General features: G+C 68.5%; 25 protein-coding genes. 12 read left to right on the top strand and 13 right to left on the bottom strand.

Features of this window, described 5'->3' with window-relative positions; all coding sequences use genetic code 11:
• Nucleotides 1-3 precede the first annotated feature (3 nt).
• Both E0H45_RS02615 and E0H45_RS02610 read right to left on the bottom strand, forming a co-directional pair.
• Complete coding sequence (locus tag E0H45_RS02615; RefSeq protein WP_165546340.1) at nucleotides 4-1,587, bottom strand: alpha-L-fucosidase; 1,584 nt, start codon at nucleotides 1,585-1,587, stop codon at nucleotides 4-6.
• On the bottom strand, nucleotides 1,584-2,012 hold the full coding sequence (locus E0H45_RS02610; protein WP_131334655.1) for a hypothetical protein: 429 nt from the start codon (nucleotides 2,010-2,012) through the stop codon (nucleotides 1,584-1,586). The genes E0H45_RS02615 and E0H45_RS02610 overlap by 4 nt, the downstream gene beginning before the upstream one ends.
• On the opposite strand from E0H45_RS02610, the gene E0H45_RS02605 reads away from it, so the two are divergent.
• From E0H45_RS02605 to E0H45_RS02595, 3 genes are read left to right on the top strand one after another with little or no spacing between them, the layout of a single operon-like run.
• Nucleotides 2,011-3,369 (top strand): sensor histidine kinase, encoded by a 1,359-nt coding sequence (locus E0H45_RS02605; protein WP_131334654.1) that lies wholly within the window; start codon nucleotides 2,011-2,013, stop codon nucleotides 3,367-3,369. The two genes, E0H45_RS02610 and E0H45_RS02605, sit on opposite strands and share 2 nt — an antisense overlap.
• Nucleotides 3,362-4,021, top strand: coding sequence for a response regulator (locus E0H45_RS02600; protein ID WP_420323322.1), 660 nt, complete (start codon nucleotides 3,362-3,364; stop codon nucleotides 4,019-4,021). Before E0H45_RS02605 ends, E0H45_RS02600 begins: the two co-directional genes overlap by 8 nt.
• Before the next feature lie 2 nt (nucleotides 4,022-4,023).
• A complete protein-coding gene (locus tag E0H45_RS02595; RefSeq protein ID WP_238154760.1) occupies nucleotides 4,024-4,665 on the top strand; it encodes a spermine/spermidine synthase domain-containing protein in 642 nt (213 codons plus the stop codon).
• On the opposite strand, the gene E0H45_RS02590 is transcribed toward E0H45_RS02595, so the two are convergent.
• On the bottom strand, nucleotides 4,650-5,027 hold the full coding sequence (locus E0H45_RS02590) for a DUF3224 domain-containing protein (RefSeq protein WP_131334651.1): 378 nt from the start codon (nucleotides 5,025-5,027) through the stop codon (nucleotides 4,650-4,652). The genes E0H45_RS02595 and E0H45_RS02590 overlap by 16 nt on opposite strands.
• Nucleotides 5,028-5,111: 84 nt before the next feature.
• Between E0H45_RS02590 and E0H45_RS02585 the strand changes: the two genes are divergently transcribed.
• Genes E0H45_RS02585 through E0H45_RS42315 form a run of 3 tightly spaced genes read left to right on the top strand, consistent with a single transcriptional unit; the run spans nucleotide 5,112 to nucleotide 7,432 of the window.
• Nucleotides 5,112-6,515, top strand: a complete 1,404-nt coding sequence (locus E0H45_RS02585) for a class II fumarate hydratase (RefSeq protein ID WP_131334650.1) — start codon at nucleotides 5,112-5,114, stop codon at nucleotides 6,513-6,515.
• Nucleotides 6,512-7,216: a ribonuclease FAU-1 family protein gene (locus tag E0H45_RS02580; protein ID WP_238154759.1), complete on the top strand. Its 705-nt coding sequence runs from the start codon at nucleotides 6,512-6,514 to the stop codon at nucleotides 7,214-7,216. Before E0H45_RS02585 ends, E0H45_RS02580 begins: the two co-directional genes overlap by 4 nt.
• Before the next feature lie 57 nt (nucleotides 7,217-7,273).
• Complete coding sequence (locus E0H45_RS42315) at nucleotides 7,274-7,432, top strand: hypothetical protein (protein WP_165546339.1); 159 nt, start codon at nucleotides 7,274-7,276, stop codon at nucleotides 7,430-7,432.
• Nucleotides 7,433-7,435: 3 nt separating this feature from the next.
• On the opposite strand, the gene E0H45_RS02575 is transcribed toward E0H45_RS42315, so the two are convergent.
• Both E0H45_RS02575 and E0H45_RS02570 read right to left on the bottom strand, forming a co-directional pair.
• Nucleotides 7,436-7,858 (bottom strand): nitroreductase/quinone reductase family protein, encoded by a 423-nt coding sequence (locus E0H45_RS02575; protein WP_131334649.1) that lies wholly within the window; start codon nucleotides 7,856-7,858, stop codon nucleotides 7,436-7,438.
• A gap of 81 nt (nucleotides 7,859-7,939) precedes the next feature.
• A complete protein-coding gene (locus E0H45_RS02570; RefSeq protein WP_131334648.1) occupies nucleotides 7,940-9,607 on the bottom strand; it encodes a fumarate hydratase in 1,668 nt (555 codons plus the stop codon).
• Nucleotides 9,608-9,735: 128 nt separating this feature from the next.
• Between E0H45_RS02570 and E0H45_RS02565 the strand changes: the two genes are divergently transcribed.
• Nucleotides 9,736-10,425 carry a DUF1707 SHOCT-like domain-containing protein gene (locus tag E0H45_RS02565; RefSeq protein ID WP_131334647.1) on the top strand — a complete coding sequence of 230 codons (690 nt, stop codon included), beginning with the start codon at nucleotides 9,736-9,738 and terminating at the stop codon, nucleotides 10,423-10,425.
• A gap of 77 nt (nucleotides 10,426-10,502) precedes the next feature.
• On the opposite strand, the gene E0H45_RS02560 is transcribed toward E0H45_RS02565, so the two are convergent.
• Nucleotides 10,503-11,003 carry a hypothetical protein gene (locus E0H45_RS02560; protein ID WP_165546338.1) on the bottom strand — a complete coding sequence of 167 codons (501 nt, stop codon included), beginning with the start codon at nucleotides 11,001-11,003 and terminating at the stop codon, nucleotides 10,503-10,505.
• A 66-nt stretch (nucleotides 11,004-11,069) separates the two neighbouring features.
• Here E0H45_RS02560 and E0H45_RS02555 point away from each other — a divergent pair, with 66 nt between their 5' ends.
• Entirely contained in the window at nucleotides 11,070-11,885 is an 816-nt protein-coding gene (locus E0H45_RS02555) for a DUF3592 domain-containing protein (protein WP_131334645.1), read from the top strand.
• Here E0H45_RS02555 and E0H45_RS02550 read toward each other — a convergent pair.
• Both E0H45_RS02550 and E0H45_RS02545 read right to left on the bottom strand, forming a co-directional pair.
• Nucleotides 11,827-12,615, bottom strand: coding sequence for an ABC transporter ATP-binding protein (locus E0H45_RS02550; RefSeq protein ID WP_131334644.1), 789 nt, complete (start codon nucleotides 12,613-12,615; stop codon nucleotides 11,827-11,829). The two genes, E0H45_RS02555 and E0H45_RS02550, sit on opposite strands and share 59 nt — an antisense overlap.
• On the bottom strand, nucleotides 12,603-13,931 hold the full coding sequence (locus E0H45_RS02545) for a 2-isopropylmalate synthase (protein WP_238154758.1): 1,329 nt from the start codon (nucleotides 13,929-13,931) through the stop codon (nucleotides 12,603-12,605). Before E0H45_RS02545 ends, E0H45_RS02550 begins: the two co-directional genes overlap by 13 nt.
• A gap of 186 nt (nucleotides 13,932-14,117) precedes the next feature.
• Here E0H45_RS02545 and E0H45_RS02540 point away from each other — a divergent pair, with 186 nt between their 5' ends.
• A complete protein-coding gene (locus E0H45_RS02540; protein ID WP_238154757.1) occupies nucleotides 14,118-14,786 on the top strand; it encodes a FadR/GntR family transcriptional regulator in 669 nt (222 codons plus the stop codon).
• Here the strand turns inward: E0H45_RS02540 and E0H45_RS02535 are convergent.
• From E0H45_RS02535 to glpX, 3 genes are read right to left on the bottom strand one after another with little or no spacing between them, the layout of a single operon-like run.
• Entirely contained in the window at nucleotides 14,783-15,253 is a 471-nt protein-coding gene (locus tag E0H45_RS02535) for a hypothetical protein (RefSeq protein ID WP_131334643.1), read from the bottom strand. The two genes, E0H45_RS02540 and E0H45_RS02535, sit on opposite strands and share 4 nt — an antisense overlap.
• 2 nt (nucleotides 15,254-15,255) lie before the next feature.
• Nucleotides 15,256-16,197, bottom strand: a complete 942-nt coding sequence (locus tag E0H45_RS02530) for a carbohydrate kinase family protein (RefSeq protein ID WP_131334642.1) — start codon at nucleotides 16,195-16,197, stop codon at nucleotides 15,256-15,258.
• Nucleotides 16,194-17,228, bottom strand: coding sequence for a class II fructose-bisphosphatase (glpX, locus tag E0H45_RS02525; RefSeq protein ID WP_131334641.1), 1,035 nt, complete (start codon nucleotides 17,226-17,228; stop codon nucleotides 16,194-16,196). The genes E0H45_RS02530 and glpX overlap by 4 nt, the downstream gene beginning before the upstream one ends.
• 149 nt (nucleotides 17,229-17,377) lie before the next feature.
• Here glpX and E0H45_RS02520 point away from each other — a divergent pair, with 149 nt between their 5' ends.
• Nucleotides 17,378-18,052, top strand: a complete 675-nt coding sequence (locus tag E0H45_RS02520) for a DUF4245 domain-containing protein (RefSeq protein WP_131334640.1) — start codon at nucleotides 17,378-17,380, stop codon at nucleotides 18,050-18,052.
• Between the two features lie 187 nt (nucleotides 18,053-18,239).
• Nucleotides 18,240-18,896 carry a nucleotidyltransferase family protein gene (locus tag E0H45_RS02515; protein ID WP_131334639.1) on the top strand — a complete coding sequence of 219 codons (657 nt, stop codon included), beginning with the start codon at nucleotides 18,240-18,242 and terminating at the stop codon, nucleotides 18,894-18,896.
• A 129-nt stretch (nucleotides 18,897-19,025) separates the two neighbouring features.
• Here E0H45_RS02515 and E0H45_RS02510 read toward each other — a convergent pair whose 3' ends face one another.
• Together E0H45_RS02510 and E0H45_RS02505 are read right to left on the bottom strand one after the other, a co-directional pair.
• On the bottom strand, nucleotides 19,026-19,346 hold the full coding sequence (locus tag E0H45_RS02510) for a DMT family transporter (RefSeq protein WP_131334638.1): 321 nt from the start codon (nucleotides 19,344-19,346) through the stop codon (nucleotides 19,026-19,028).
• A complete protein-coding gene (locus E0H45_RS02505; RefSeq protein ID WP_131334637.1) occupies nucleotides 19,346-19,939 on the bottom strand; it encodes a flavodoxin family protein in 594 nt (197 codons plus the stop codon). The genes E0H45_RS02510 and E0H45_RS02505 overlap by 1 nt, the downstream gene beginning before the upstream one ends.
• Before the next feature lie 42 nt (nucleotides 19,940-19,981).
• Here E0H45_RS02505 and E0H45_RS02500 point away from each other — a divergent pair, with 42 nt between their 5' ends.
• On the top strand, nucleotides 19,982-20,608 hold the full coding sequence (locus tag E0H45_RS02500; protein ID WP_131334636.1) for a TetR/AcrR family transcriptional regulator: 627 nt from the start codon (nucleotides 19,982-19,984) through the stop codon (nucleotides 20,606-20,608).
• The last annotated feature ends 90 nt before the right edge of the window (nucleotides 20,609-20,698 follow it).

Genomic DNA, 20,698 nt, shown 5'->3' with positions numbered 1-20,698 from the left:
CCCTCACCCGATCCGGAACACCGGACCGTAGCTCCCGTCGCCGGCCGCCTTCAGCAGGGTGCTCTGACCGGCTGTAGTCAGCGTGATCGGGTTGCCGCCCACACGTGCTGCCTGACCGGTCAGCTGGACGTCCTTGATCACGACGTCCCCCTTCGGCCGACCCAGTACGACGGCGTACACCGTCTTGCCCTTCTGGGTGAACATCACCTGGTCTCCAGCGGTGGTGGTCGCCGAGGAGCGCGTCCACGGCCGGGTGCCGTCCAGTGCCTCCCGGTTGACCTTCAGCCAGGCTCGGATGTCGGTGAGCCTGCTCAGCTGCTCCGGGACGATCGCACCGTCGCCACCGCTCGGTCCGACGTTCAGGAGCAGCGCACCGTTGTTGGCCGCCGCCCTGGTGAGTGAAGCGATCAGATCGGTCGACTCGGCGTAGTCCTGGTTGTTCTCTTCGCGGTTGTAGCCGAACGAGCCGCCGATACCGCGGTCCTGCTGCCAGAACTTGTCCTGGACGGTGTCGAAGTCCGTGTACTCCGGTGTCCGGAAGTCACTGTGCGGAGCGGGCTTCTGGGTGTTGATGCTGTCCGCCACACCAGGCAGCTTGAACAGCCCCTTCATGACCTGGTCGAACCCCCAGCGCATCGGCTTCGGGTTCATCACCTGCCGGCCGAACGACGCCGTACTCCAGCGGTCGTCGACGACACCCTCCGGCACGGTGTTGTAGTAGTCCGCCAGCACCGAGTAGAGCCGCTTGGAACCCGTCGGCCAGGCGATGTCGTTCCACAGGATGTCCGGCTTGTACCGCGTGATCAGCTCGCGCACCTGCGCCACGGCGTACTCCCGGTAGTCCTCGCCGTAGTGCAGGTAGGCGTAGTCGCCCAGTGTCTTCACAGTCTTGCGCTGGAACGTCCAGTCGACCCCACCGGAGTAGTAGACGCCGAACTTCAGGCCCTGCCGGCGGACTGCCGCGGCCAGCTCACCCATCAGGTCCCGCTGGGCGTGGAAGTCCGGTGCGTGCGGGTTGCGGACCTTCGTGGGCCACAGCGAGTACCCGTCGGCGTACTTGGCCGTCACCACGATGTACGACGCTCCGGCCGCTTTGAACTGCGCAGCCCACCGGTCCGGGTTCCAGTTGGCCAGGCCGGCGTCGAACTGCTTGGTGAAGGCGCTGTACGGCGCGTCGCCGTAGTGCTCGCGGTGATGGATCGCGGTCGGCGACTTCGGGTCCTTCATTGCGTTCGCGTAGTCCTCGGCGTACGGGTTGTGGGTCATCGCGTGCCCGTACTGCGTCTCGAGCAGCTTGCTGAACGTGCTGCCCTTCGGCGCGAAGCCCGGCACCGAGTAGAGGCCCCAGTGGATCATGATCCCGAACTTCGCGTCGGCGAACCACGTCGGCAGCGGATGCTTGTTCAGCGACTCCACCGTGGCTTCGTACGGCCCGTCGGTCGTCATCTCGGCCTTGCGGTCGTCCTGCCACGTCCAGACCACCGAGCCGCCGGCGAAGATCAGCACCAGGACGACGACCACCAGTACGAACCGCAGGAGGAACCTGCCGATCCTGCGGAAGATGTTGTGCACGGCAACGAGAGTCATCGGCCGGTCTCCGGAGTCGGGCGGTTGCTCTGGTTGGTGGCCAGCCATTGGGTGAGGCGCCCGGCCCACTGGGCGTTGTCGGTGCGTTCGGTGAACCAGCGGTGGTTGACCAGCAGGTAGAGGACCGTCCCGGACCGCAGTTCGAGGATCAGTGGCGCGCCGAGCGTCTTCGACCCACCTCCGAGAAATCGGCCGTAGAGGTCGGTGAAGTCGTTGCGCACCGACACCAGTTCGGCGGGATGGATCGTGATGTCGCGGCCCTGGTCCCAGCCGTTCAGCTCCAGGTGGCTCGGGTGCAGCCGAAGCGTGCCGGATCGCGGAAAGACAGCTCTCTGGTCCACAGCGGCCCTGAGCGAGTCCCAGCGGGTCCGGGCGGCCAGGTCCGCGGCGGTCGTCCCACGGAAGATGCTTTCGGCAAGGATCATGTCTGCAACCCTGCCGTCGTACGTCGGTCCGCGGATCAGCCCGCCGTACGCCGTTGCCGTCGTTCGGCGGACCCGCGCCTCCACCGAAAGTCTCGCGGTACGCCGTCGCACGCACGTACCGAGCTGTCCAGGCGCTACCGTCGATCAGGTGGACACGGGGATCTTCGCCGCGCTGATCGCGCCCGGATCGCGTGCTGCGCCGGGCTACGGACGGCTGACCCCGCGGGACCGGGTGGTGGACGTCGCCTGTGTGCTGATCGCGTTCCTGGTCGGGCTGCTGGCAGTGGGGGACGTAGAGCCGCCGCCTCGGATCGGTCCGCTGCCACACTGGCTGGATGTGTCGCTGTGCGCCGCCGGTGCGCTGTCGCTACTGCTCCGCCGGCGCTCGCCGGCCGGTCTGGCCGTGCTGATGATCCTGGCGTCCACTCTGGTGCCGTCAGTGGGTGCCGCGGGCGGTCTGGCCCTGTTCAACGTTGCTGTGCACCGTCGGACTGCTGTCAGCCTCTCGCTGGGTGCGGCGGCGATGGCGTCCTGCATGGTGCAGTTCTGGCTGTATCCGGTCGCAGACGTGCCCAACGGCTACTGGATCGCTGTGACGCTCACTGCGCTCGCCTGTCTGGTGCTGGTCGCGTGGGGGATCGTGATCCGGACCAGGCGGCAGCTGATGGCGTCGCTGACCGAGCGTGCGGTCCGCGCCGAGTCGGAGCAGCAGTTGCGGGTTGAGCAGGGGCAGCGGCTGGAGCGGGAGCGGATTGCCCGGGAGATGCATGACGCGCTCGGGCATCGCTTGTCGTTGCTGAGCATGCACGCGGGTGCGCTGGAGTTCCGACCGGACATGCCGTCCGCTGAGCTGTCACGTGCCGCTGGTGTGATCCGGTCCAGCGCACGCGACTGCGTGGACGACCTGCGCGAGATTGTCGGCGTACTGCGGTCTCGGCCCGCCGCTGACGGGCCACGACGGGGCATAGCCGAGCTGGACGAACTGGTGGCCGAGTCACGGACTGCTGGGATGCAGATCGAGCTGGAGGTGGCGGCTGAGCTCGGTGCGGTGCCGGACTCGATCGGGCGGCACGCGTACCGGATCGTCCAGGAGGGTCTCACGAATGCGCGGAAACATGCCCCTCACCAGGCGGTTCGGGTGGCGGTGAGCGGTGTGGCCGGTGCCGGCCTGTCGATGGAGGTGTCGAACCGGCTGGAGCCCGGTGGGGCCGGTCCGGGCTCGCGGGTTGGGCTGATCGGACTGGCAGAGCGGGCTTCCCTGGCTGGTGGGCGGTTCGAGCACGGGCCGACGGCGGATGGCGAGTTCCGGCTGGCGGCCTGGTTGCCTTGGGTGGCCTACGATGACGGGCGTGAGTGAACCGGTCCGGCTGTTGTTGGTCGACGACGACCCACTCGTCCGGGCGGGGCTGTCCAGCATGCTGTCCGGTGCGCTGGAGCTGGAGCTGGTCGGTGAGGCCGCCGACGGGCAGCAGGCGGTCTCCGCGGTACGTGATCTGCGGCCGGACGTCGTACTGATGGACATCGGGATGCCGGTGCTGGACGGGGTTGCTGCTACTGCTGCGATCCGTCGGCGAGCTGGCGCGCCGGAGGTGGTCATGCTGACCACATTCGGGTCGGACCAGGCCCTGCTGCGCGCACTGCGTGCTGGTGCGTCGGGGTACCTGCTCAAGGACGCTGCACCAGCTGAGATCGTTGCCGCTGTGGTCAAGGTGGCATCTGGCGAGTCAGTGCTGTCGCCACAGTCCACCCGGCAGCTGATGGACCACGTGGGCGCAGTCGACCAGGACGGACGCCGTACGACGGCTCTCGCGGCGCTGGCGCAGTTGACGGAGCGGGAGCGGGACGTCGTACTGGCCGTCGCTGGGGGCAGGAGCAACGCGGAAGCGGCTGCTGCACTGGAGGTCGGGGTCGCTACGGTGAAGACGCATCTGACGAACGCGCTCGCGAAGCTGCAGCTCACCAACCGCGTGCAGCTCGCGCTGCTGGCCCACGACGCAGGGCTGGTGTGACGGTGGAGCTGGCACGGGCGCTCAGCCCGCGTGGCGAGTTGGTGCTGCGGCGGCGGGATGACGGGGCGCTGGAGTTGCGGGTCAACGGGGTCTTCGTGATGGACGATCGGGAGACGTCGAGCGAGGAACTGCTGGCGTCGGCTACGCTGGAGGCGGTGCGGCGTCCCGACCGGGTGCTTGTCGGTGGGCTGGGACTTGGGTACACGGTCCGCGCGCTGCTGGCCGACTCCCGCCTCGGTCAGGTGGTCGTCGCGGAGATCGAGCCGGACGTGGTGTCCTGGATGCGCTCCGGCCTGGTCCCGTCGATCCTCGACGACCCTCGCGTCGAGGTGGTGGTCGGTGATGTCCGGGCCGTCGTCACGGACCTGCCCGACGCATCCGTCGACGCGATCCTGCTGGACGTCGACAACGGCCCGGACTTCCTTGTCTACAACGAGAATTCGGCCATCTACTCGTCCGACTTCCTGATCACCTGCCGCACCAAGCTCCGCGCCGGCGGCGCCCTGACCGTCTGGTCCTCGTCCGCGTCAGCCGCCCTGGAAGCAGCCGTCGGCTCGGTCTTCGGCACCTGCGACGTCAAACCCGTCCCGGTCGACCTACAGGGCCGCCCCGAGCTGTACTACGTCTATCAAGGCAGCTCGTAGTCCACAGTGACACGAGCCCCCTGCTCGTCGTGCTCGTAGACGATCGTGCCGGTCAGCCCGGCCAGGTCGCCCTCCGCGGCGACGATCCGGCCGGGTGACGACGTCTGGTCGGCACTCGCGCCGTGCACCATCACGAACGAACCCTTGCGTCCGCCCAGCGTCCCGGTGAACCGTTCGACCGCGGTGTACGCCGCCGGACCGTCGGTCGTCCCCACCAGCAGCAGCTCGGCCGCGCTGGTGCCGTCGAGATCGTTGCCGGTGAACGTCTTTCCCACGGTCGCGCGGCCGAGCTGGATCGTGCCCGCCTCGTCGTACGCCGCCTGGTCCCACTGGGTGATCTCGAACGTCTGGGTGAACTTCATCCCGTTGCCCCTCCGGTTGTGTCGTTGTCCACAGCTTGTCTATCAGGGCGTTCCGACAGTGCCGATCGACGTACTCTTTTTGGTATGGGTGATGACGTGGAATTCAGGATCGAGCACGACACGATGGGCGAGGTGAAGGTGCCTCGGGACGCGTTGTGGCGGGCGCAGACGCAGCGTGCGGTGGAGAACTTCCCGATCTCCGGGCGGCCGCTGGCGCCGGAGCTCGTGCACGCGCTTGCGCAGATCAAGGCCTCGGCCGCGGTCGTGAACGCCTCGCTCGGGGTGCTCGACGCCGACCGGTCGGCCGCGATCGTGGCCGCCGCGGACCAGGTGGCGGCGGGGGAGTTCGACGCGGAGTTCCCGATCGACGTCTTCCAGACCGGTTCGGGTACGTCGACGAACATGAACGCCAACGAGGTCCTGGCCACCCTCGCCACCCGCTCGCTCGGCGCGGACGTGCACCCGAACGACCACGTCAACGCGTCGCAGTCCAGCAACGACACCTTCCCGTCGGCGATCCACGTCGCCGCCACGGCCGGTGTGGTGCAGGAGCTGCTGCCGGCGCTGGAGCACCTCGCGGATTCCCTGTCCCGTAAGGGATCCGAGTTCGCCGAGGTGGTGAAGTCCGGGCGGACGCACCTGATGGACGCGACCCCGGTGACGCTCGGCCAGGAGTTCAACGGCTACGCGCAGCAGATCCGCCGCGGTGCCGCGCGCGTGCGGGCGACGCTCCCGCGGGTCGCCGAACTGCCGCTGGGCGGGACAGCGGTCGGGACCGGGATCAACACGCCCCCTGGGTTCGCGGCCGCGGTGATCACCGAGCTGAACCGCCGGACCGGGCTGGAGCTGACCGAGGCCGAGGACCACTTCGAGGCCCAGGGCGCCCGGGACGGGCTGGTCGAGCTGTCCGGGCAGCTGAAGACGATCGCCGTCAGCCTGACGAAGATCTGCAACGACCTGCGCTGGATGGGTTCCGGGCCGCGCGCCGGGCTCGGCGAGATCGCGCTGCCGGACCTGCAACCGGGGTCGAGCATCATGCCGGGCAAGGTGAACCCGGTGATCTGCGAGGCGACGTTGATGGTCGCGGCCCAGGTGATCGGTAACGACACGACGATCACCGTGGCCGGTGCCGGAGGCAACTTCGAGCTGAACGTGATGCTGCCGGTGATCGCGCGCAACCTGCTCGAATCCATCAGCCTGCTGGCGAACAGCTCGCGCCTGCTCGCCGACCGCTGCGTCGACGGCATCACGGCGAACGTCGACCACGCCCGCGCGCTGGCCGAGTCGTCACCGTCGATCGTGACCCCGCTGAACCGCTACATCGGGTACGAGAACGCGGCCGCGGTCGCCAAGAGTGCTTTGAAACAAGGGAAAACGATCCGCGAGGTCGTGATCGAGAACGGTCACGTCGAGAAGGGAGACCTGACCGAGGAGCAGCTGGACGCGGCCCTCGACGTACTGTCCATGACCCGGCCGGCGCAGTCGTGACCGATGGCGTGACCGATGGTGTGACCGACGGCTTGACGCGGTACTGGGAGCCGGGCACGACGATCGAGTGGGTGTACGAAGGCACCGGACGGCACGCGGACAAGCCGAACGTGCGGCCGATGACGGTGGTGCGTGACGACGCCGACGGACTGGTCGCCTGGCTCGCGCCGGGGACGCCGCTGCTCAAACCGGTGCTCACCGACGGACGCGAGACGCGGCACGCCGGACCGGTCGCGATGTTCACCGCGGACCGGGTGCTGAAGCTCGATGTCTGGCACGGGACCGGGATCCTCAAGGTGTCACCGCCCGGGAAGCCGTGGTCGGTCTGGTACTTCTGGGGCGCGGACGGGACGTTCCGCGGGTGGTACGTGAACCTCGAGCGTGAGCATGTCCGCGACTGGGCTTCGCGCCGTACCGGCACTGTCGATCATGTGCTCGACCTCTGGATCAACCCGGACCGCAGCATCGAGTGGAAGGACGAGGACGAGCTCGAGGGCGCCGTCACCGCCGGGCGGTTCACCGCGGCCGAGGCGGAGCAGATCGTCGCCGATGCGCACACGGCGATCCGTGACATCGAGGCCTGGACGTCGCCGTTCTCGGACGACTGGCAGTTCTGGTCCGCGCCGCCGGCCTGGCGACTGCCCGTCGCGCCGACGACCCACCAGCCTGACCTGATCGCGGAGGAGCTCCATAGCGGCTGACAACACAGGTGGGTCACGGGCGGGTCCAACTGGCCGGTATGGACTTAGCTTGGAAGTATGTACACCATCGAGTTGCAGGCAGAGGAGCTCCAGCTGCTGCGATCTGCCCTCAGGAGCTACCTCCAAGCCTTCGGCCACAACGAAGCCGATCTCGTCCAGGCCGCGAAGACACTCATGCTCAAACTGCCTGAAGTCGTCGAGAGCAAGGCCGGCTGAGAGTCAGTCCGGGTTCAGGACGGCGACGGGGATCGTCCGCCGGGCCTTCGCCGCGTACCGGGCGATCCGCGGGTCCTCGCGGAGGATGACGTCCGTCCACACCGTGTCCCGCTCGGGATCGTTCAGTTCCCGCGCGCGCATGGTCGTGTGCACGGCGCCGATCTGTACGTCGGTCGTCTGCGCCGCTCGGAGGTTGCGGAACCAGTCCGGGTCCCGGCGGGAGCCCGATCCGGTGCCCCAGACGAGCAGGCCGTCGGGCGTATCGAGGTACCGCACACACGTCGACCGCGGTACGCCGGAGCGGCGGCCGGGCGTGGTGAGCATCAGGACATGCACGTCCTTGCTCCCGCTCGCCATCCGCCCGTCCAGCGTCTTGTACATCCACACGCCGATCCGGTTCCCCGCCCGCAACATCCGCTGGCCCATCGCCACCACCCCCACCTCCGAGGGTCCGACGATCCCCCAACCACGTCAACCACCCAGCTGGGCGGCCAGCGGGCTACTGTTTCAGCTGCGCGGCCGCACGGTAAGGGGAACCGGCTTTCTGGTGTCGGTGAAGAAGTCGTTGCCTTTGTCGTCGACGACGATGAAGGCCGGGAAGTCCTCGACCTGGATCTTCCAGATCGCCTCCATGCCGAGCTCCGGGTACTCGATCACGTCGACGGACTTGATGCAGTCCTGCGCCAGCCGCGCCGCCGGCCCGCCGATCGACCCGAGGTAGAACCCGCCGTGCTCCTTGCACGCCGCCGTCACCTTCGCCGACCGATTGCCCTTGGCAAGCATGACGAACGACCCGCCGGCCGCCTGGAACTGATCGACGTACGCATCCATCCGCCCCGCCGTCGTCGGCCCGAACGACCCGGACGCGTAACCCTCGGGCGTCTTCGCCGGACCGGCGTAGTACACCGCGTGATCCCGCAGGTACGACGGCATCGGCTCACCCGCGTCCAGCCGCTCCTTGATCTTCGCGTGCGCGATGTCCCGCGCCACCACCAGCGGCCCGGTCAGCGACAGCCGCGTCTTCACCGGCAGCTTGGACAGTTCGTCGCGGATCTCGCTCATCGGCCGGTTGAGGTCGATCCGCACAACCTGCGTGTCGTCGGACAGGTGCTCGTCGGTGGTGTCCGGCAGGAACCGCGCCGGGTCGCGCTCGAGCTGCTCGAGGAACACACCCTCCGGCGTGATCTTCGCCAGCGCCTGCCGGTCCGCCGAGCAGGACACCGCGATCGCGACCGGGCAGGACGCGCCGTGCCGCGGCAGCCGGATCACGCGGACGTCGTGGCAGAAGTACTTCCCGCCGAACTGCGCCCCGATCCCGAACTCCTGCGTGAGCTTGAAGACCTCCTCCTCCAGCTTCACGTCCCGGAACCCGTGCCCCACCGGCGATCCCGCGGTCGGCAGCGTGTCGAGATAGTGCGCGGAGGCGTACTTCGCAGTCTTCAGCGCGAACTCGGCCGACGTACCGCCGACCACGACCGCCAGGTGGTACGGCGGGCAGGCCGCCGTACCCAAGGACCTGATCTTCTCGTCCAGGAACTCCATCATCCGTGCCGGGTTCAGGACCGCCTTCGTCTCCTGGTACAGGAACGACTTGTTCGCCGAGCCGCCGCCCTTGGCCATGAACAGGAACTTGTACGCCGGGTCGCCGGAGCCGGCCGGGGTCGAGTACAGCTCGATCTGCGCCGGGAGGTTGGAGCCGGTGTTCTTCTCGTCCCACATGTTCAGCGGGGCCATCTGCGAGTAGCGCAGGTTCAGCTTGGTGTAGGCGTCGTACACGCCGCGGCTGATCCACTCCTCGTCGACCGCGCCGGTGAGGACGCCCTCGGACTTCTTGCCCATCACGATCGCGGTGCCGGTGTCCTGGCACATCGGGAGTACGCCGCCGGCCGAGATGTTCGCGTTCTTCAGCAGGTCGAGCGCGACGAACCGGTCGTTCCCGGATGCCTCCGGGTCGTCGATGATCCGCCGCAGCTGCGCGAGGTGCGCGGTCCGCAGGTAGTGCGAGATGTCGTGCATCGCCTCCGCGGTCAGCGCCTGCAGCACGTCCGGCTGGACCTGCAGGAACGTCCGATCGCCTGCGGTGAACGTGCTGACACCCTCCGTCGTCAGCAGCCGGTACTCCGTCTCGTCGGCACCCAACGGCAACAGGTCGGAGTAGTTGAAGTCGGCAGACACCGGGCATACCTCCACACAGACTGGACTGGACGCCCAAAGCCTAACCCTCGGTATCAGGGGCGGGATCAGGGGTGAATCGGGGAGGAAACGGGTCTGCGAGCGGGGGTGGGCGCGCGTATGGTTTTGGCGTGGCTCAGGATGACGTTCCCCAGGAGAACCGCCCGCAGGATGTCGTGCCCGCGCAGGGCGGTGACGATCCGGCGCTGCGGCGGCGGGTGTCCGACCTCGAGCGGGAGGAGGTCGCCGACATCCTCCGCGACGCCGCGGGCGAGGGCCGGCTGTCATACACCGAGCTCGAGGACCGGCTCGAGACGCTGTACGCGTCCAAGACGTACGGCGAACTGGTCGAGCTGACCGCCGACCTGCCCAGCGGTCCGCGGGCGCAGAGCGTGCCCTCCACCACGCCGCAGTACGGCGGCGCGCTGGTGGAGACCGGTCCGGTGCTCAACGTGTTCATGTCCGAGTCCAAGCGGATGGGCAACTGGCTGGTCCCGCAGCGCCAGGAGGTGAACGCGGTCCTCGGCGACGTCACGCTCGACTACACCGAGGCGCAGATCCCGTTCGACGAGATCACGATCGACGTGAAGTCGATCCTCGCCGACGTGAAGATCCGGGTCCCGCAGAACGCGATCGTCCTCCTGGACAGCAACCCGATCCTCGGCTCCGTCTCCGAACAGGAAGCCGGCCTCAAGGCCGTCCCCGACCCGAACGCCCAGCCGGCCGCCCCCAAACGCTTCCACATCCGCGGCACCGCCATCCTCGGCGAAATCAAGATCAAAAGATGCCCCCGCCTCTCCAAACGCCTCGGCCTCACCTGACCCACCGGGCTGGGGAGGGTAACTGCCCGATCCGGGTGCAGAATCCTCCCCAGGTTCGTAGCACCCACTCCTGCGGCTTAGCTGCTGGGGGAGTCCTGGTGGTGGTTCGCCAGGAGGGTGTTCAGCCAGGTTTTGAGGGCTTGTAGGTCGTTGACGTGTTGTTGGGTGAGGGTGAGGTTTTTGGCCCAGATGTTCCTGGGGTGGATCTGGAGTTGGCGGGCCATCTTGGGGCCGGAGATGGGGCCGATGGAGCCGATCTCGGTCCAGGGCATGAAGCGGCGGCGGCCTTGGTGGATGCCTCGGTGGTCGATGACGAGGGTCGGGCGTTGGGTGACGAGCTGCCAGACCAACGCGATCCCGGCGCCGGCGTACACCGCGATCAGCAGATAGGCGAGGAAACGCCAGTTGCCGTCGGCGAGCATGTCCGGAAGGCTGCCTGCCGACAACACCGACAGTCCCAGGATCGGGAGCACCGGGACTTGCAGGAACGACCAGCGGCGGAGCGGGAACTCGACGCGGCCGTTGCGGTGCAGTTCGACCATCCAGGCCTCGGGTAGTCGCTCGCCCATCACAGTCATGTCGCCCCCAGCTCTCACGACTCCACCCCCGGAGCTGGAATCACTGTAATGCACCAGACTTGGTTCATGGGACGGGTCAGAACAGCCTTGAGCTGGGCGTTCGTGCGCGGTCCGGCGGCGGCGTACGAGCTGGCCGATTCCGGCTCGTCCCTGTTCGGGATCGGGGCCCTCGCGGCGATTGTTCTCGTCGGTGCGCTCGGCAGCGGAGTCGGTGCTCTGGTCGCGCTCGTGGCGCACAGTCCGGTCGGTGACGCGGCCTTCGTCGGCGGGATGATCGGCCTCGGCGTGGTGATGGCGTGGCTGGTGCTGATGCTGGTTGTCGTGGCTGTGCTCTGGGTCCGGGGCGTCAGGCCGGTGGAAACCGCGACAGGCGAGCTCTCGGCCGGGCGGCATGCTGCTGCCCATTCCTCCGGTTGGCGGCGGCGAGGCGAACCGCTTGTTCCGTTGAGCCTCGTGCTGTTCTTCGTCATCATCACAGTCCCGTTCGGAGCCCTCGGGTTGCAGGCGCGGAGCGCGGCGCGGCCGGCGGAGCAACCGACCGCGACGACCAACGGGACGGTGGTCGCGATCCACGAGCCGTCGTGGTTCGACAAGGGGTCCGGGACGGTGGACATCCGGTACGCCGTCAGCGGCGTGGAGCACACGTTCAACACCGGGCGCGACCCCGGCGACGAGCACTTCTTCCGGCTCGGCGACGTCGTACCGGTCGAATACGTCGTTGCCGAGCCGGGGAAGGGTCGTTGTACCTGGACGGTCGAGTCGGCGCGATCGGACCAGACGTTCTGGTTGTGGCTCGCCGGCGGATGCGCCGTACTCGCACTGCTCAGCGGTGCTGGGTACCTCGGTGGGCGGTTGCGGTCCAGCGGCCGGCGTGGCGGTTGATCTCGATCGGATGGTCGAAGGTCGCCGAGATCAGTTCGGTGGTGACCACGTCGTCGACCGGGCCGGCGGACAGCACACGGCCCTCGCGGAGGAGTGCGGCGTGGGTGGTGCAGGTGGGGAGCTCCTCAAGGTGATGGGTGACCAGGACCCACGCCAAGTGCGGGTGGCTGAGGTGGATCTGGTCCAGCGTCTCCAGCAGCTGCTCGCGCGCCGCGACGTCCAGCCCGGTCGACGGCTCGTCCAGGAGGAGCAACCGCGGGTCCGAGATCAACGCCCGCGCGATCAGCGCGCGCCCACGCTCGCCCTGGGACAGCGTGGTCCAGTGCGAGCCGGCCAGCCCGCCGATCCCGAGCAGGTCGATCAGCTCGAGAGCACGATCCTCCTGCGCAGGCGTCGGCTCCCAGCGCGGCATGCGTTCGATCGTCCCGGTGAGACCGGTCAGTACGACGTCCCGGACGCTCAGCGGCGATCGCAGCGGGTGGCGCGGATTCACGTGCCCGATGGACTCACGCAGGGTGCGAATGTCGACCGTACCGAGCCGGCGTCCGAGAATCTCGACCGTACCGCGGGTCGGATGGGTGACCGCGCCGCACAACCCGAGCAGCGTGCTCTTGCCCGCGCCGTTCGGCCCGAGCAGCGCCCACCGCTCACCCTCGCCCGCGGTCAGCGACACCCGGGACAGCAAAGCCTTGCCGTCCCGGATGAAGTCGACGTCCTTCAGTTCGAGCACCCGTAAACCTCCTCGTACAACGCCTTCAGCTCCTCCGCACTCGCTTCCCGCCCGGTCGCGTCCGTGTGCCGCTGCACGTGCCCCGCGAACTCCCGCTCCTGCTCCGGAGTCAGCCGAATGCCGTACACAGACTCCAGCACATGCGCGATCCCACCCTTACCGGACTGGCTGTTCACCCGTACGACGGCCTCGTACCCACGCCCGACGTCGGCCGGATCGATCGGCAGATAAGGCACTTCCCAGACACCAGGCCCCTGGACGGCGAACCCCTTTCGGATCGCGTCCTGATGGGTCCCCGAGAACGCGGTGTAGACGAGCTCCCCGACGTACGGATGCCGCGGATGGATCGGCATCCGCGTGCAGTACTCCACCACCTCGCGGATCCCGTCGATGTCCGAGAAGTCGATCATCGGGTCGACGCCCTGCGCGTGCAGGTTGAGCGCAAGGGTGGCGATGTCGACGTTGCCGGTGCGTTCGCCGTTGCCGAAGACGCAGCCCTCGACGCGCTGCGCTCCCGCTAGCACTGCTAGCTCCGCGCAGGCGACCCCCGTACCGCGGTCGTTGTGCGGATGCACCGACAAGATGACGCCGTCGCGGCGCGGCAGGTTCTGGTGCATGTACTCGATCTGGTCGGCGTACACGTTCGGTGTCGCGGCCTCGATCGTCGCGGGCAGGTTCAGGATCACCGGCCGCTCCGGCGTCGCGTCCCACTGCTTGGTGAGGTGATCCGCCAGTTCGAGCACGTAGTCCGGCTCGGTCAGGTTGTAGACCTCGGGCGAGAACTGGAACCGCACCGAGTCCCCGGCCAGCCGCAGGATCTCCTCGGAGCCGGCGTAGATCATCGACGCCAGTTCGTCCCGCGTACGGCGCAGTACGACGTCCCGCCACACCGGCGCGGTCGCGGCGTACATGTGGATCACCACGTCGCCGCGCATCCCCGCGACCGACTCCACGGTCCGCTCGATCAGGTCGCGGCGGGCCGGTGTGAACACCACGATCGTGACGTCGTCCGGGACCAGGTCGGACGTGGCCAGCAGTCGCACGAAGTCGAAGTCGGTCTGGGACGCGGACGGGTAGCCGACCTCGATCTCTTTGTAGCCGATGGCAACCATCAGCTCGAAGAACCGGAGCTTGCGCTCGGGGTCCATCGGGTCGGCCAGCGCCTGGTTGCCGTCCCGGAGGTCGACCGGCACCCAGAGCGGCGCCGTCGTGATCCGGCGGTCGGGCCAGGTGCGTTCGACGGGTGCGACCGGGACCCTGCTGAAGATGTCGCGGTAGCGGTGGCTCGGCATGGGGGAGGGCTGCTGACGATTCATGAGAGGTGGTCCTTCCGAGGAGCGGGGGAGGACCGGCGGACGACTGCACTCCACGAAGGGAGCGCCGGTCGAATCAGCTCCCGCCGTGGCGGCCAAGAAGGAGGAGACCCGGGAGCAAGCGCATGCCCAGCACCGTATCAACTCCTCAGACAAGCTGACAACCTGATCACCTCTAGACTGTCCTCCATGATTCGCCGTCATCCGCTCGCCGAGCAGGCAGCCGAGGAGTTGCTGCGCCGGATCGGGAGCGGCGAATGGGCGCTCGGCGCCAAGCTTCCCGGCGAGACCACGCTGGCCGCGCAGCTCGGCGTCGGGCGGTCCACGATCCGCGAGGCCGTGCGGGAACTGGCCGGCCGGCGGGTGCTGGAGAGTCGCCAGGGCGCGGGCGTGTTCGTGATCGCGCTACAGGTCGCCGAGGACTGGGACAAGGTGCTGCGGAAGGCCGACATCACCGACGTACTGGAAGGCCGGCTGGCGATCGAGACCGAGGGCGCCCGGATGGCGGCGATCCGTCGTACGCCGGCGGACCTGAAGAACTTCCGCTACACGCTCGCGGACCGCCAACGGGCCGCCGTGAAGGCGCCCGACGACTGGTACATCGAGGCCGATCTCGCGTTCCACCGCGCGGTGGTGACGGCCGCGCACAACGCCGTACTCACGGAGCTGTTCGACACGTTCGTACCGCGGATCCGGCGCGCGATGATCGACATGCTCAAGCTCGACGAGGAGCACCGGCATCGCCACGACCAGGCCGCCCACGAAGCGATCGCGGACGCCATCCGCGCCAAGGATCCGGACCTGGCCGCAGCCCGCTCCCGCGAACACCTGAGCGCAGTCCGCAGCGCGGTGAACTAGTCGCGGTGCTGTTCGTGGAGTGAGCGCAGCCAGGGGGCGAGGGCGTCCAGGTCCCCGACGTGATCCTGCGGAATCGAGATCGGCCGCGTACGGCGGTCCGCCGGGTTGATCTGCACCGCGCGCGCCAGCGGCCAGCCGGCGGGCTCGTCGATGCTGGTGATGCCCGACCACTGCAGGCTGCGGCCCCGGGTGACGCCCTCGGCGTCCACCGTGATGACCGGGCGGTTCGTGATCAGCTGCCAGGTGGTCAGGCCGGTGCCGTAGACGAACGCCGCGAGAGCGGTCAGCCGCAGTACGCCGAGTGCGCCGGACACACCGTCCGCGCGCAGATGCTCGACGTTCGTCCAGGCCGACAGCACCATCAGCAGCCCGAATCCGGCCAGCCGCACCGCGAGCCTGCTGCGGCGCGGCCGGAAGTCCACGCTGCCGTTGGACTCCAGTTCGGAGCTCCAGGTTTCGGCAGACACCCTCAGGAACCCCATTTCTCCGTGTGCTCGGCCGCCGTCGGCGGGTCGGCGCCGTGCCGGGTGCAGGTGATCGCCGCCGCCTTCACCGCGTAGTCCACGACGTCCCGCAGGTCCTCGGAGGTCAGCCCGACCAGCCGCCGCTCGCCGAGCAACTCGCGTGCGTCCAGTCCGGCGATGAGCGCCGACATGAACGAGTCGCCCGCGCCCACGGTGTCCACGACCTCGATCACCGGCGCCGTCACGTCGACGTGGGCGTCCCGGGAGATTCCGAGCGCGCCGTCGCCGCCGCGGGTGATCACCACGCACTGCGTCCGCTCGGCGGTCAGCAACTCCTTCGCGATGTCCACCGGCGCCAGCCCGGGCCGCAGGAACTCACAGTCCTCGTCGCTCAGCTTCACCAGATCGCTCAACGCCGCAAGCGCCCGTACGGCGTCCCAGGTCGACACGGGATCGGGCGTGATGCTCGGCCGCGCGTTCGGGTCGAGCGTCACGGTGACCGGCTGGTCGGCGACCGACGCGAGGAAGTCGTGGATCGACGCCGCGCCGGGCTCGAGCACGGTCGCGATCGAACCGGTGTGGATGGCCGGGCAGCCGCGGGACAGCGACAGCGCGGGCGGTTCCCAGGTGATGTCGAACTGGTACGTCGCGACGCCGTCCGCATCCAGCGTCGCAGTCGCCGTACTGGTCCGGAAGTTCGGGTCGACCGATCCGGGTGCGAGCTGGACACCGTTCCCGAACAGGTGCGCACCGAGCTGATCGCCGTACGCGTCGGTCCCGATCCGGGTCACCAGCTCGGTCGGTACGCCGAGCCGCGCCAGACCGACCGCGACATTCGCCGGCGAACCACCCGGCGTCGCGTTGCTCTTCCCGTTGCCGTTGCGGGACTTCGCGGATCCGACGATGTCGACCAGAGCCTCGCCGACGACGAGGAGCGGAGCGGTCATCGGGCGTGCTCGAAGTCGATGGCGGAGTAGGCGCGGAGCTTCTCCAGCTGGTGGACGCTCTCGATGGAGCGGATCGTGCCGCTGCGGGAGCGCATGACGAGCGAGTGGGTGCGGGCGGTGGAGCGGCCGTAGCGGACCCCGCGGAGCAGTTCGCCGTCGGTGATGCCGGTCGCGACGAAGAAGCAGTCGTCGCCGCTCACCAGGTCGTCGGTGTCGAGCACCTGGTCCAGGTCGTGCCCGGCGTCGAGCGCCTTCTGCCGCTCCGCGTCGTCCCGCGGCCAGAGCTTGCCCTGGATCTTCCCGCCCAGGCACTTCATCGCGCAGGCAGCGATGATGCCTTCCGGCGTACCGCCGATGCCGAGCAACATGTCCAGACCGGTGTCCGGGCGGGCCGCCTCGACCGCGCCCGCCACGTCGCCGTCGGAGATGAACTTGATCCGCGCGCCGGTGGCCCGGATCTGGGTGGCGAGCTCCTCGTGCCGCGGCCGGTCGAGCAGTACGACGGTGACGTCGTCGACCGAGCTGCCCTTCGCCTTCGCGACCCGGCGGATGTTCTCCGCGACCGGGAGCCGGATGTCGACCACCTCGGCCGCCTCCGGGCCGACGACGAGCTTCTCCATGTAGAAGACCGCGGACGGGTCGTACATCGAGTTCCGCGCGGACACGGCCATCACCGCGATGCCGTTGTTCATGCCTTTCGCGACCAGCGTCGTACCGTCGACCGGGTCGACCGCGACGTCACACTCCGGGCCCTCGCCGGAGCCGACCTGCTCGCCGTTGTACAGCATCGGGGCGTTGTCCTTCTCGCCCTCGCCGATCACCACCACGCCGTTCATGCCGACAGTGCCGATCAGCGTACGCATAGCGTTCACCGCCGCGCCGTCGGCGCCGTTCTTGTCGCCGCGGCCGACCCAGCGGCCCGCTGCCATCGCCGCGGCCTCGGTGACCCGGACCAGTTCGAGGGCGAGGTTCCGGTCGGGCGCGTGCGCGTCGACCTCCAGATGGGCCGGCGGTGTGGTCGGGTCGCTCATGCTTCCGCCTCGCTGGCGCTCGGCTCCATCATGAGCGACAAGGTCGGCTCTGCTTTTGTTCGCTCGCTGCGCTCGCTCATGCCAACGGATCGTAGCCAACGGCTGTGGCCGCTGTTCGGGCGGATTGCACCTCGCGAGACACTGTCGTCATGAGTTCGACAGGTCAGGACGCTTCCGACGAGGCTGCAGCCCAGGAGAAGGCTGATGCGAAGGCTGACGGGAACGCGGACGTGAGGGCGCAGGAGAAGGCGCGGGAGCGGGCGCAGGTTCAGGCGGAGGCGAACGAGTACCGGCAGGCGTACCGCCGGGACAAGAGGAAGTCGCAGACCGTCGGGAACATGGTCTTCGCGCTGGTGATCTGCCTCGCCGTGGTCGCGTTCCTGATCACCGTCACGTGGCGCCCGAAGAAGGAAGAGAAGCCGACCGCGGTCGAATACACCGCCCAGTTGCAGGACGCCCGGAAGGCCGCCGCCTGGGTCCGCGGACCGGAGCCGATGCCGTCCGGGTGGACCGCGACCAGCGTGGAATTCCGTACCCCGCAGCAGGAGCCGATCACCTGGCATCTCGGGGTCGTGACGAACGAGATGAAATACGTCGGCCTCGAGCAGTCGAATGTCAGCGGCGGAAAATACGTCGCCGACAAGCTCGGCCGGACGTCGGACGACGGTACCGCGTCGGTCGGCGGCGTGACCTGGCAACGCAAGGTGCTGCTCGACCGGAAGAACGAGAACGCCTTGCTCCTGGTGGGTTCCGGGGTGACGACGATCGTCGCCGGAAATGCCGGATATCCGGCGCTTGAAGCGTTCGCTTCGGCCCTGCGCTGACATTTGTGCTGACCGGCGGTAACCGGCTCACTGCCCATTTTCCGGTCAATTCCGACCACTTTCCGGACGGTCGTTGACACGTGCCCTCGGCAAGGGGTTCGATCGAGGCTCGGCTTGCGTACGCTCGGGGACCAGCAGAAGGGTCGTCGAATGGTCGCGCCGTCCCGGGCAGGGAGTTGACCCGCAAATGTTCATCACGGGGCTTTTGCTGGGCGCAGACAGCTCACCGCATCTCGGTTCTCCCTGGCAGTTGCTGGCCTATCAGGGCAGCACCCTGTTCGGCGCCGCCCTGGAGAGCGCGCGGGAATGCGCTTTCGACCAGTTGGTCGTGACGCTGGGCAGCGCGTCGGAGCAGGTCCACGACCGGGTCGATCTCGACGGGGTGCGGGTGGTCGAGTCGCCGCATTCCGACACCGGTAGCTCGTCGATCGTGCCGGCCCTGGACGCGGTCGACCGGCGCGCCGACGGGATCGTCGTACTGCTCGGTGATCAGCCCGGGATCACGTCCGCCACCGTCTGGTCGCTCGTCGCCGAAGCCTCCACGCCGATCGGCGTCAGCCGGTACGACGACGGCGAGAGCTACCCGTGCTGGTTCGGCCGCGAGCTCTTCGGCGAACTCCGGGACCTGCGCAGCGACGCCGACCTGTGGGACCCGATCCACGAAGGCACCCACCCCGTCACCCGAGTAGATGCCATCGGCAACATCCCGCCCCGCGCCACCACCTGGTCCGCCTACCACCAACTCCTCGCCGGCGGCCCGGCCCCCACGAACGACCTCCCCCTGGACACTCGCCACCTCCCCACAGGCCCCCGCTCCCGCCGCCGACGCCGCACCAACACCTGACCCCTCCGCCTTCCGCATTTGCTGGGTTGACCAGTCAAATTGGGGGTTTGTGACCGGTTACCAGGGTGTGGAACCCACCATTTCGCTGGCTTACCCAGCAAATGCGGCACGTGAGGGGTGCAGGTCCGCCTACTCGGCGCCGGCTAGGCGGAGGCCTACTACGCCGGTGACGATCAGCGCGATGCAGGCGAGGCGGGTCGGGGTGATCGGCTCGTGGAACAGGACGATGCCGAGGATCACCACGCCGACCGAGCCGATGCCGGTCCAGATCGCGTACGCCGTACCGACCGGGAGGCGATCGAGTGTCTTCGCGAGCAGGGCGACCGAGATCACGCCGAACACGAGCACGCCGAGCGTCGGCCACAGCCGGCTGAAGCCCTCGCTCGGTTTCAGGCTGAGCGCGAACGCGATCTCGAACGCCGCCGCGGCGAGCAGGATGAGCCATGCCATCAGGCCGCCAGTGCTCCTCTCAGATGCCGGTGCGTGACGGTCGCGACGCGTGCGCCGAGCGCGGCCGCGGTCCGCAGGTCGGTGGCCGGCGGCGCCTTCTCCGCGGACAGGTCCGCGTCGGACTGCGCCATCGCGCCGAGCCAGCTGCCGAGCCGGTTGAGGTCCTCGATGCTCGAGGTGCTGTCCGCCCAGCCCGGGTAGATGTCCAGGCCGACCCAGATCATCCCGTGCTGCGCGGCGAACACGGCCAGGTCGACCAGGCTGTTCAGCTTGTCGCCGGACATCGCCTTCGAGTTGGTGAACCCGGCCGCGATCTTGTCCCGCCAGCCGAGGTCGGCCGCCCAGATCCGCACACTCTCCTCAGCGAACTTCTTGAACACCCAACTCGGGCTCCCCATGTACGTCGGTGCGCCGAAGATGATCGCGTCGGCAGCGGTCAGCCGCTCCCACACGTCCTCGGTCAGCTCGTCCAGCGGCACCAGATCGGTCGTGGTCCCCGGAACCGACGCGGCGCCCGCGGCCACCGCTTCGGCCTGCTTCGCGGTGTGCCCGTAGCCCGAGTGGTAGGCGATCGCGATCCGAGCGTTGCTCATGTCTGCTTCCTCCAGAGTCTTTAGCGGACTACAGTCCGTCTTATGAACGACAGTACCGGACCGCGGTCCGCTTTACAACGGAGCCTGCCGGTCGTCGGGGAGCCGCGGCCGGAACGGGCGGATGCGCGACGCAATCGGCTGCGGGTTCTGGAGGCCGCCGAGCGGCTGTTCACCGAGCGCGGCGTGAAGAACGTCTCGCTGGATGCGATCGCCGCGGAGGCGGGCGTGGGGAAGGGAACGGTGTTCCGCCGGTTCGGCGATCGAGCCGGGCTGGCGGTCGCGCTGCTCGACGAGCGCGAGCAGGAGCTGCAGGCGAAGATCATCAGCGGCCCGCCGCCCCTCGGGCCAGGCGCGCCGCCCGCCGTACGGGTGCTGGCGTTCCTCGACGCGTACCTCGATCTACTCGATCGGCACGTCGCCCTGTTCATGGACAGCGAGAACGCGTCGGACGGCGCGCGCTACCGCATCGGCTCGTACCACCTCTGGCACCGCCACCTGTCGCACCTCATCGAAGCCGCCCGCCCCGAACTGGACGCGGACTACACAGCTCACGTTTTGCTAGCACCGCTAGCAGCCGACCTGCACAACGCGCTCCGCGAGCAGGGCTACGACCTCGACCGAATGAAAACCGGCCTCCGAGCGGTAGCAACGAGCCTGTTGCCCGCGTGACCCGAAGCGCCGGGCGTGCAGAAGGACAGGTAGTGCACCGCCGAGACGCCGTACGCGCGGACCTCGCCACGCTCAAGTGCACTAGGTGCG

Origin of the sequence: Kribbella soli (assembly GCF_004331345.1) — a bacterium.
Classification (GTDB): Bacteria; Actinomycetota; Actinomycetes; order Propionibacteriales; family Kribbellaceae; genus Kribbella; species Kribbella soli.
The sequence above is the reverse complement of the archived record's forward strand: the minus strand, read 5'-3'. Positions and strand labels throughout refer to the sequence as shown.

Coding starts and splice junctions, on each gene's coding strand:
- E0H45_RS02545 (WP_238154758.1), bottom strand. CDS start 13,931: ATGAATCGTCAGCAGCCCTCCCCCATGCCGAGCCACCGCTACCGCGAC.
- E0H45_RS02540 (WP_238154757.1), top strand. CDS start 14,118: ATGATTCGCCGTCATCCGCTCGCCGAGCAGGCAGCCGAGGAGTTGCTG.
- E0H45_RS02575 (WP_131334649.1), bottom strand. CDS start 7,858: ATGGGCCAGCGGATGTTGCGGGCGGGGAACCGGATCGGCGTGTGGATG.
- E0H45_RS02605 (WP_131334654.1), top strand. CDS start 2,011: ATGTCTGCAACCCTGCCGTCGTACGTCGGTCCGCGGATCAGCCCGCCG.
- E0H45_RS02585 (WP_131334650.1), top strand. CDS start 5,112: ATGGGTGATGACGTGGAATTCAGGATCGAGCACGACACGATGGGCGAG.
- E0H45_RS02500 (WP_131334636.1), top strand. CDS start 19,982: ATGAACGACAGTACCGGACCGCGGTCCGCTTTACAACGGAGCCTGCCG.
- E0H45_RS02610 (WP_131334655.1), bottom strand. CDS start 2,012: ATGATCCTTGCCGAAAGCATCTTCCGTGGGACGACCGCCGCGGACCTG.
- E0H45_RS02515 (WP_131334639.1), top strand. CDS start 18,240: ATGTTCATCACGGGGCTTTTGCTGGGCGCAGACAGCTCACCGCATCTC.
- E0H45_RS02510 (WP_131334638.1), bottom strand. CDS start 19,346: ATGGCATGGCTCATCCTGCTCGCCGCGGCGGCGTTCGAGATCGCGTTC.
- E0H45_RS02530 (WP_131334642.1), bottom strand. CDS start 16,197: ATGACCGCTCCGCTCCTCGTCGTCGGCGAGGCTCTGGTCGACATCGTC.
- E0H45_RS02560 (WP_165546338.1), bottom strand. CDS start 11,003: ATGACTGTGATGGGCGAGCGACTACCCGAGGCCTGGATGGTCGAACTG.
- E0H45_RS02590 (WP_131334651.1), bottom strand. CDS start 5,027: ATGAAGTTCACCCAGACGTTCGAGATCACCCAGTGGGACCAGGCGGCG.
- E0H45_RS02520 (WP_131334640.1), top strand. CDS start 17,378: ATGAGTTCGACAGGTCAGGACGCTTCCGACGAGGCTGCAGCCCAGGAG.
- E0H45_RS02505 (WP_131334637.1), bottom strand. CDS start 19,939: ATGAGCAACGCTCGGATCGCGATCGCCTACCACTCGGGCTACGGGCAC.
- E0H45_RS02615 (WP_165546340.1), bottom strand. CDS start 1,587: ATGACTCTCGTTGCCGTGCACAACATCTTCCGCAGGATCGGCAGGTTC.
- glpX (WP_131334641.1), bottom strand. CDS start 17,228: ATGAGCGACCCGACCACACCGCCGGCCCATCTGGAGGTCGACGCGCAC.
- E0H45_RS42315 (WP_165546339.1), top strand. CDS start 7,274: ATGTACACCATCGAGTTGCAGGCAGAGGAGCTCCAGCTGCTGCGATCT.
- E0H45_RS02555 (WP_131334645.1), top strand. CDS start 11,070: ATGGGACGGGTCAGAACAGCCTTGAGCTGGGCGTTCGTGCGCGGTCCG.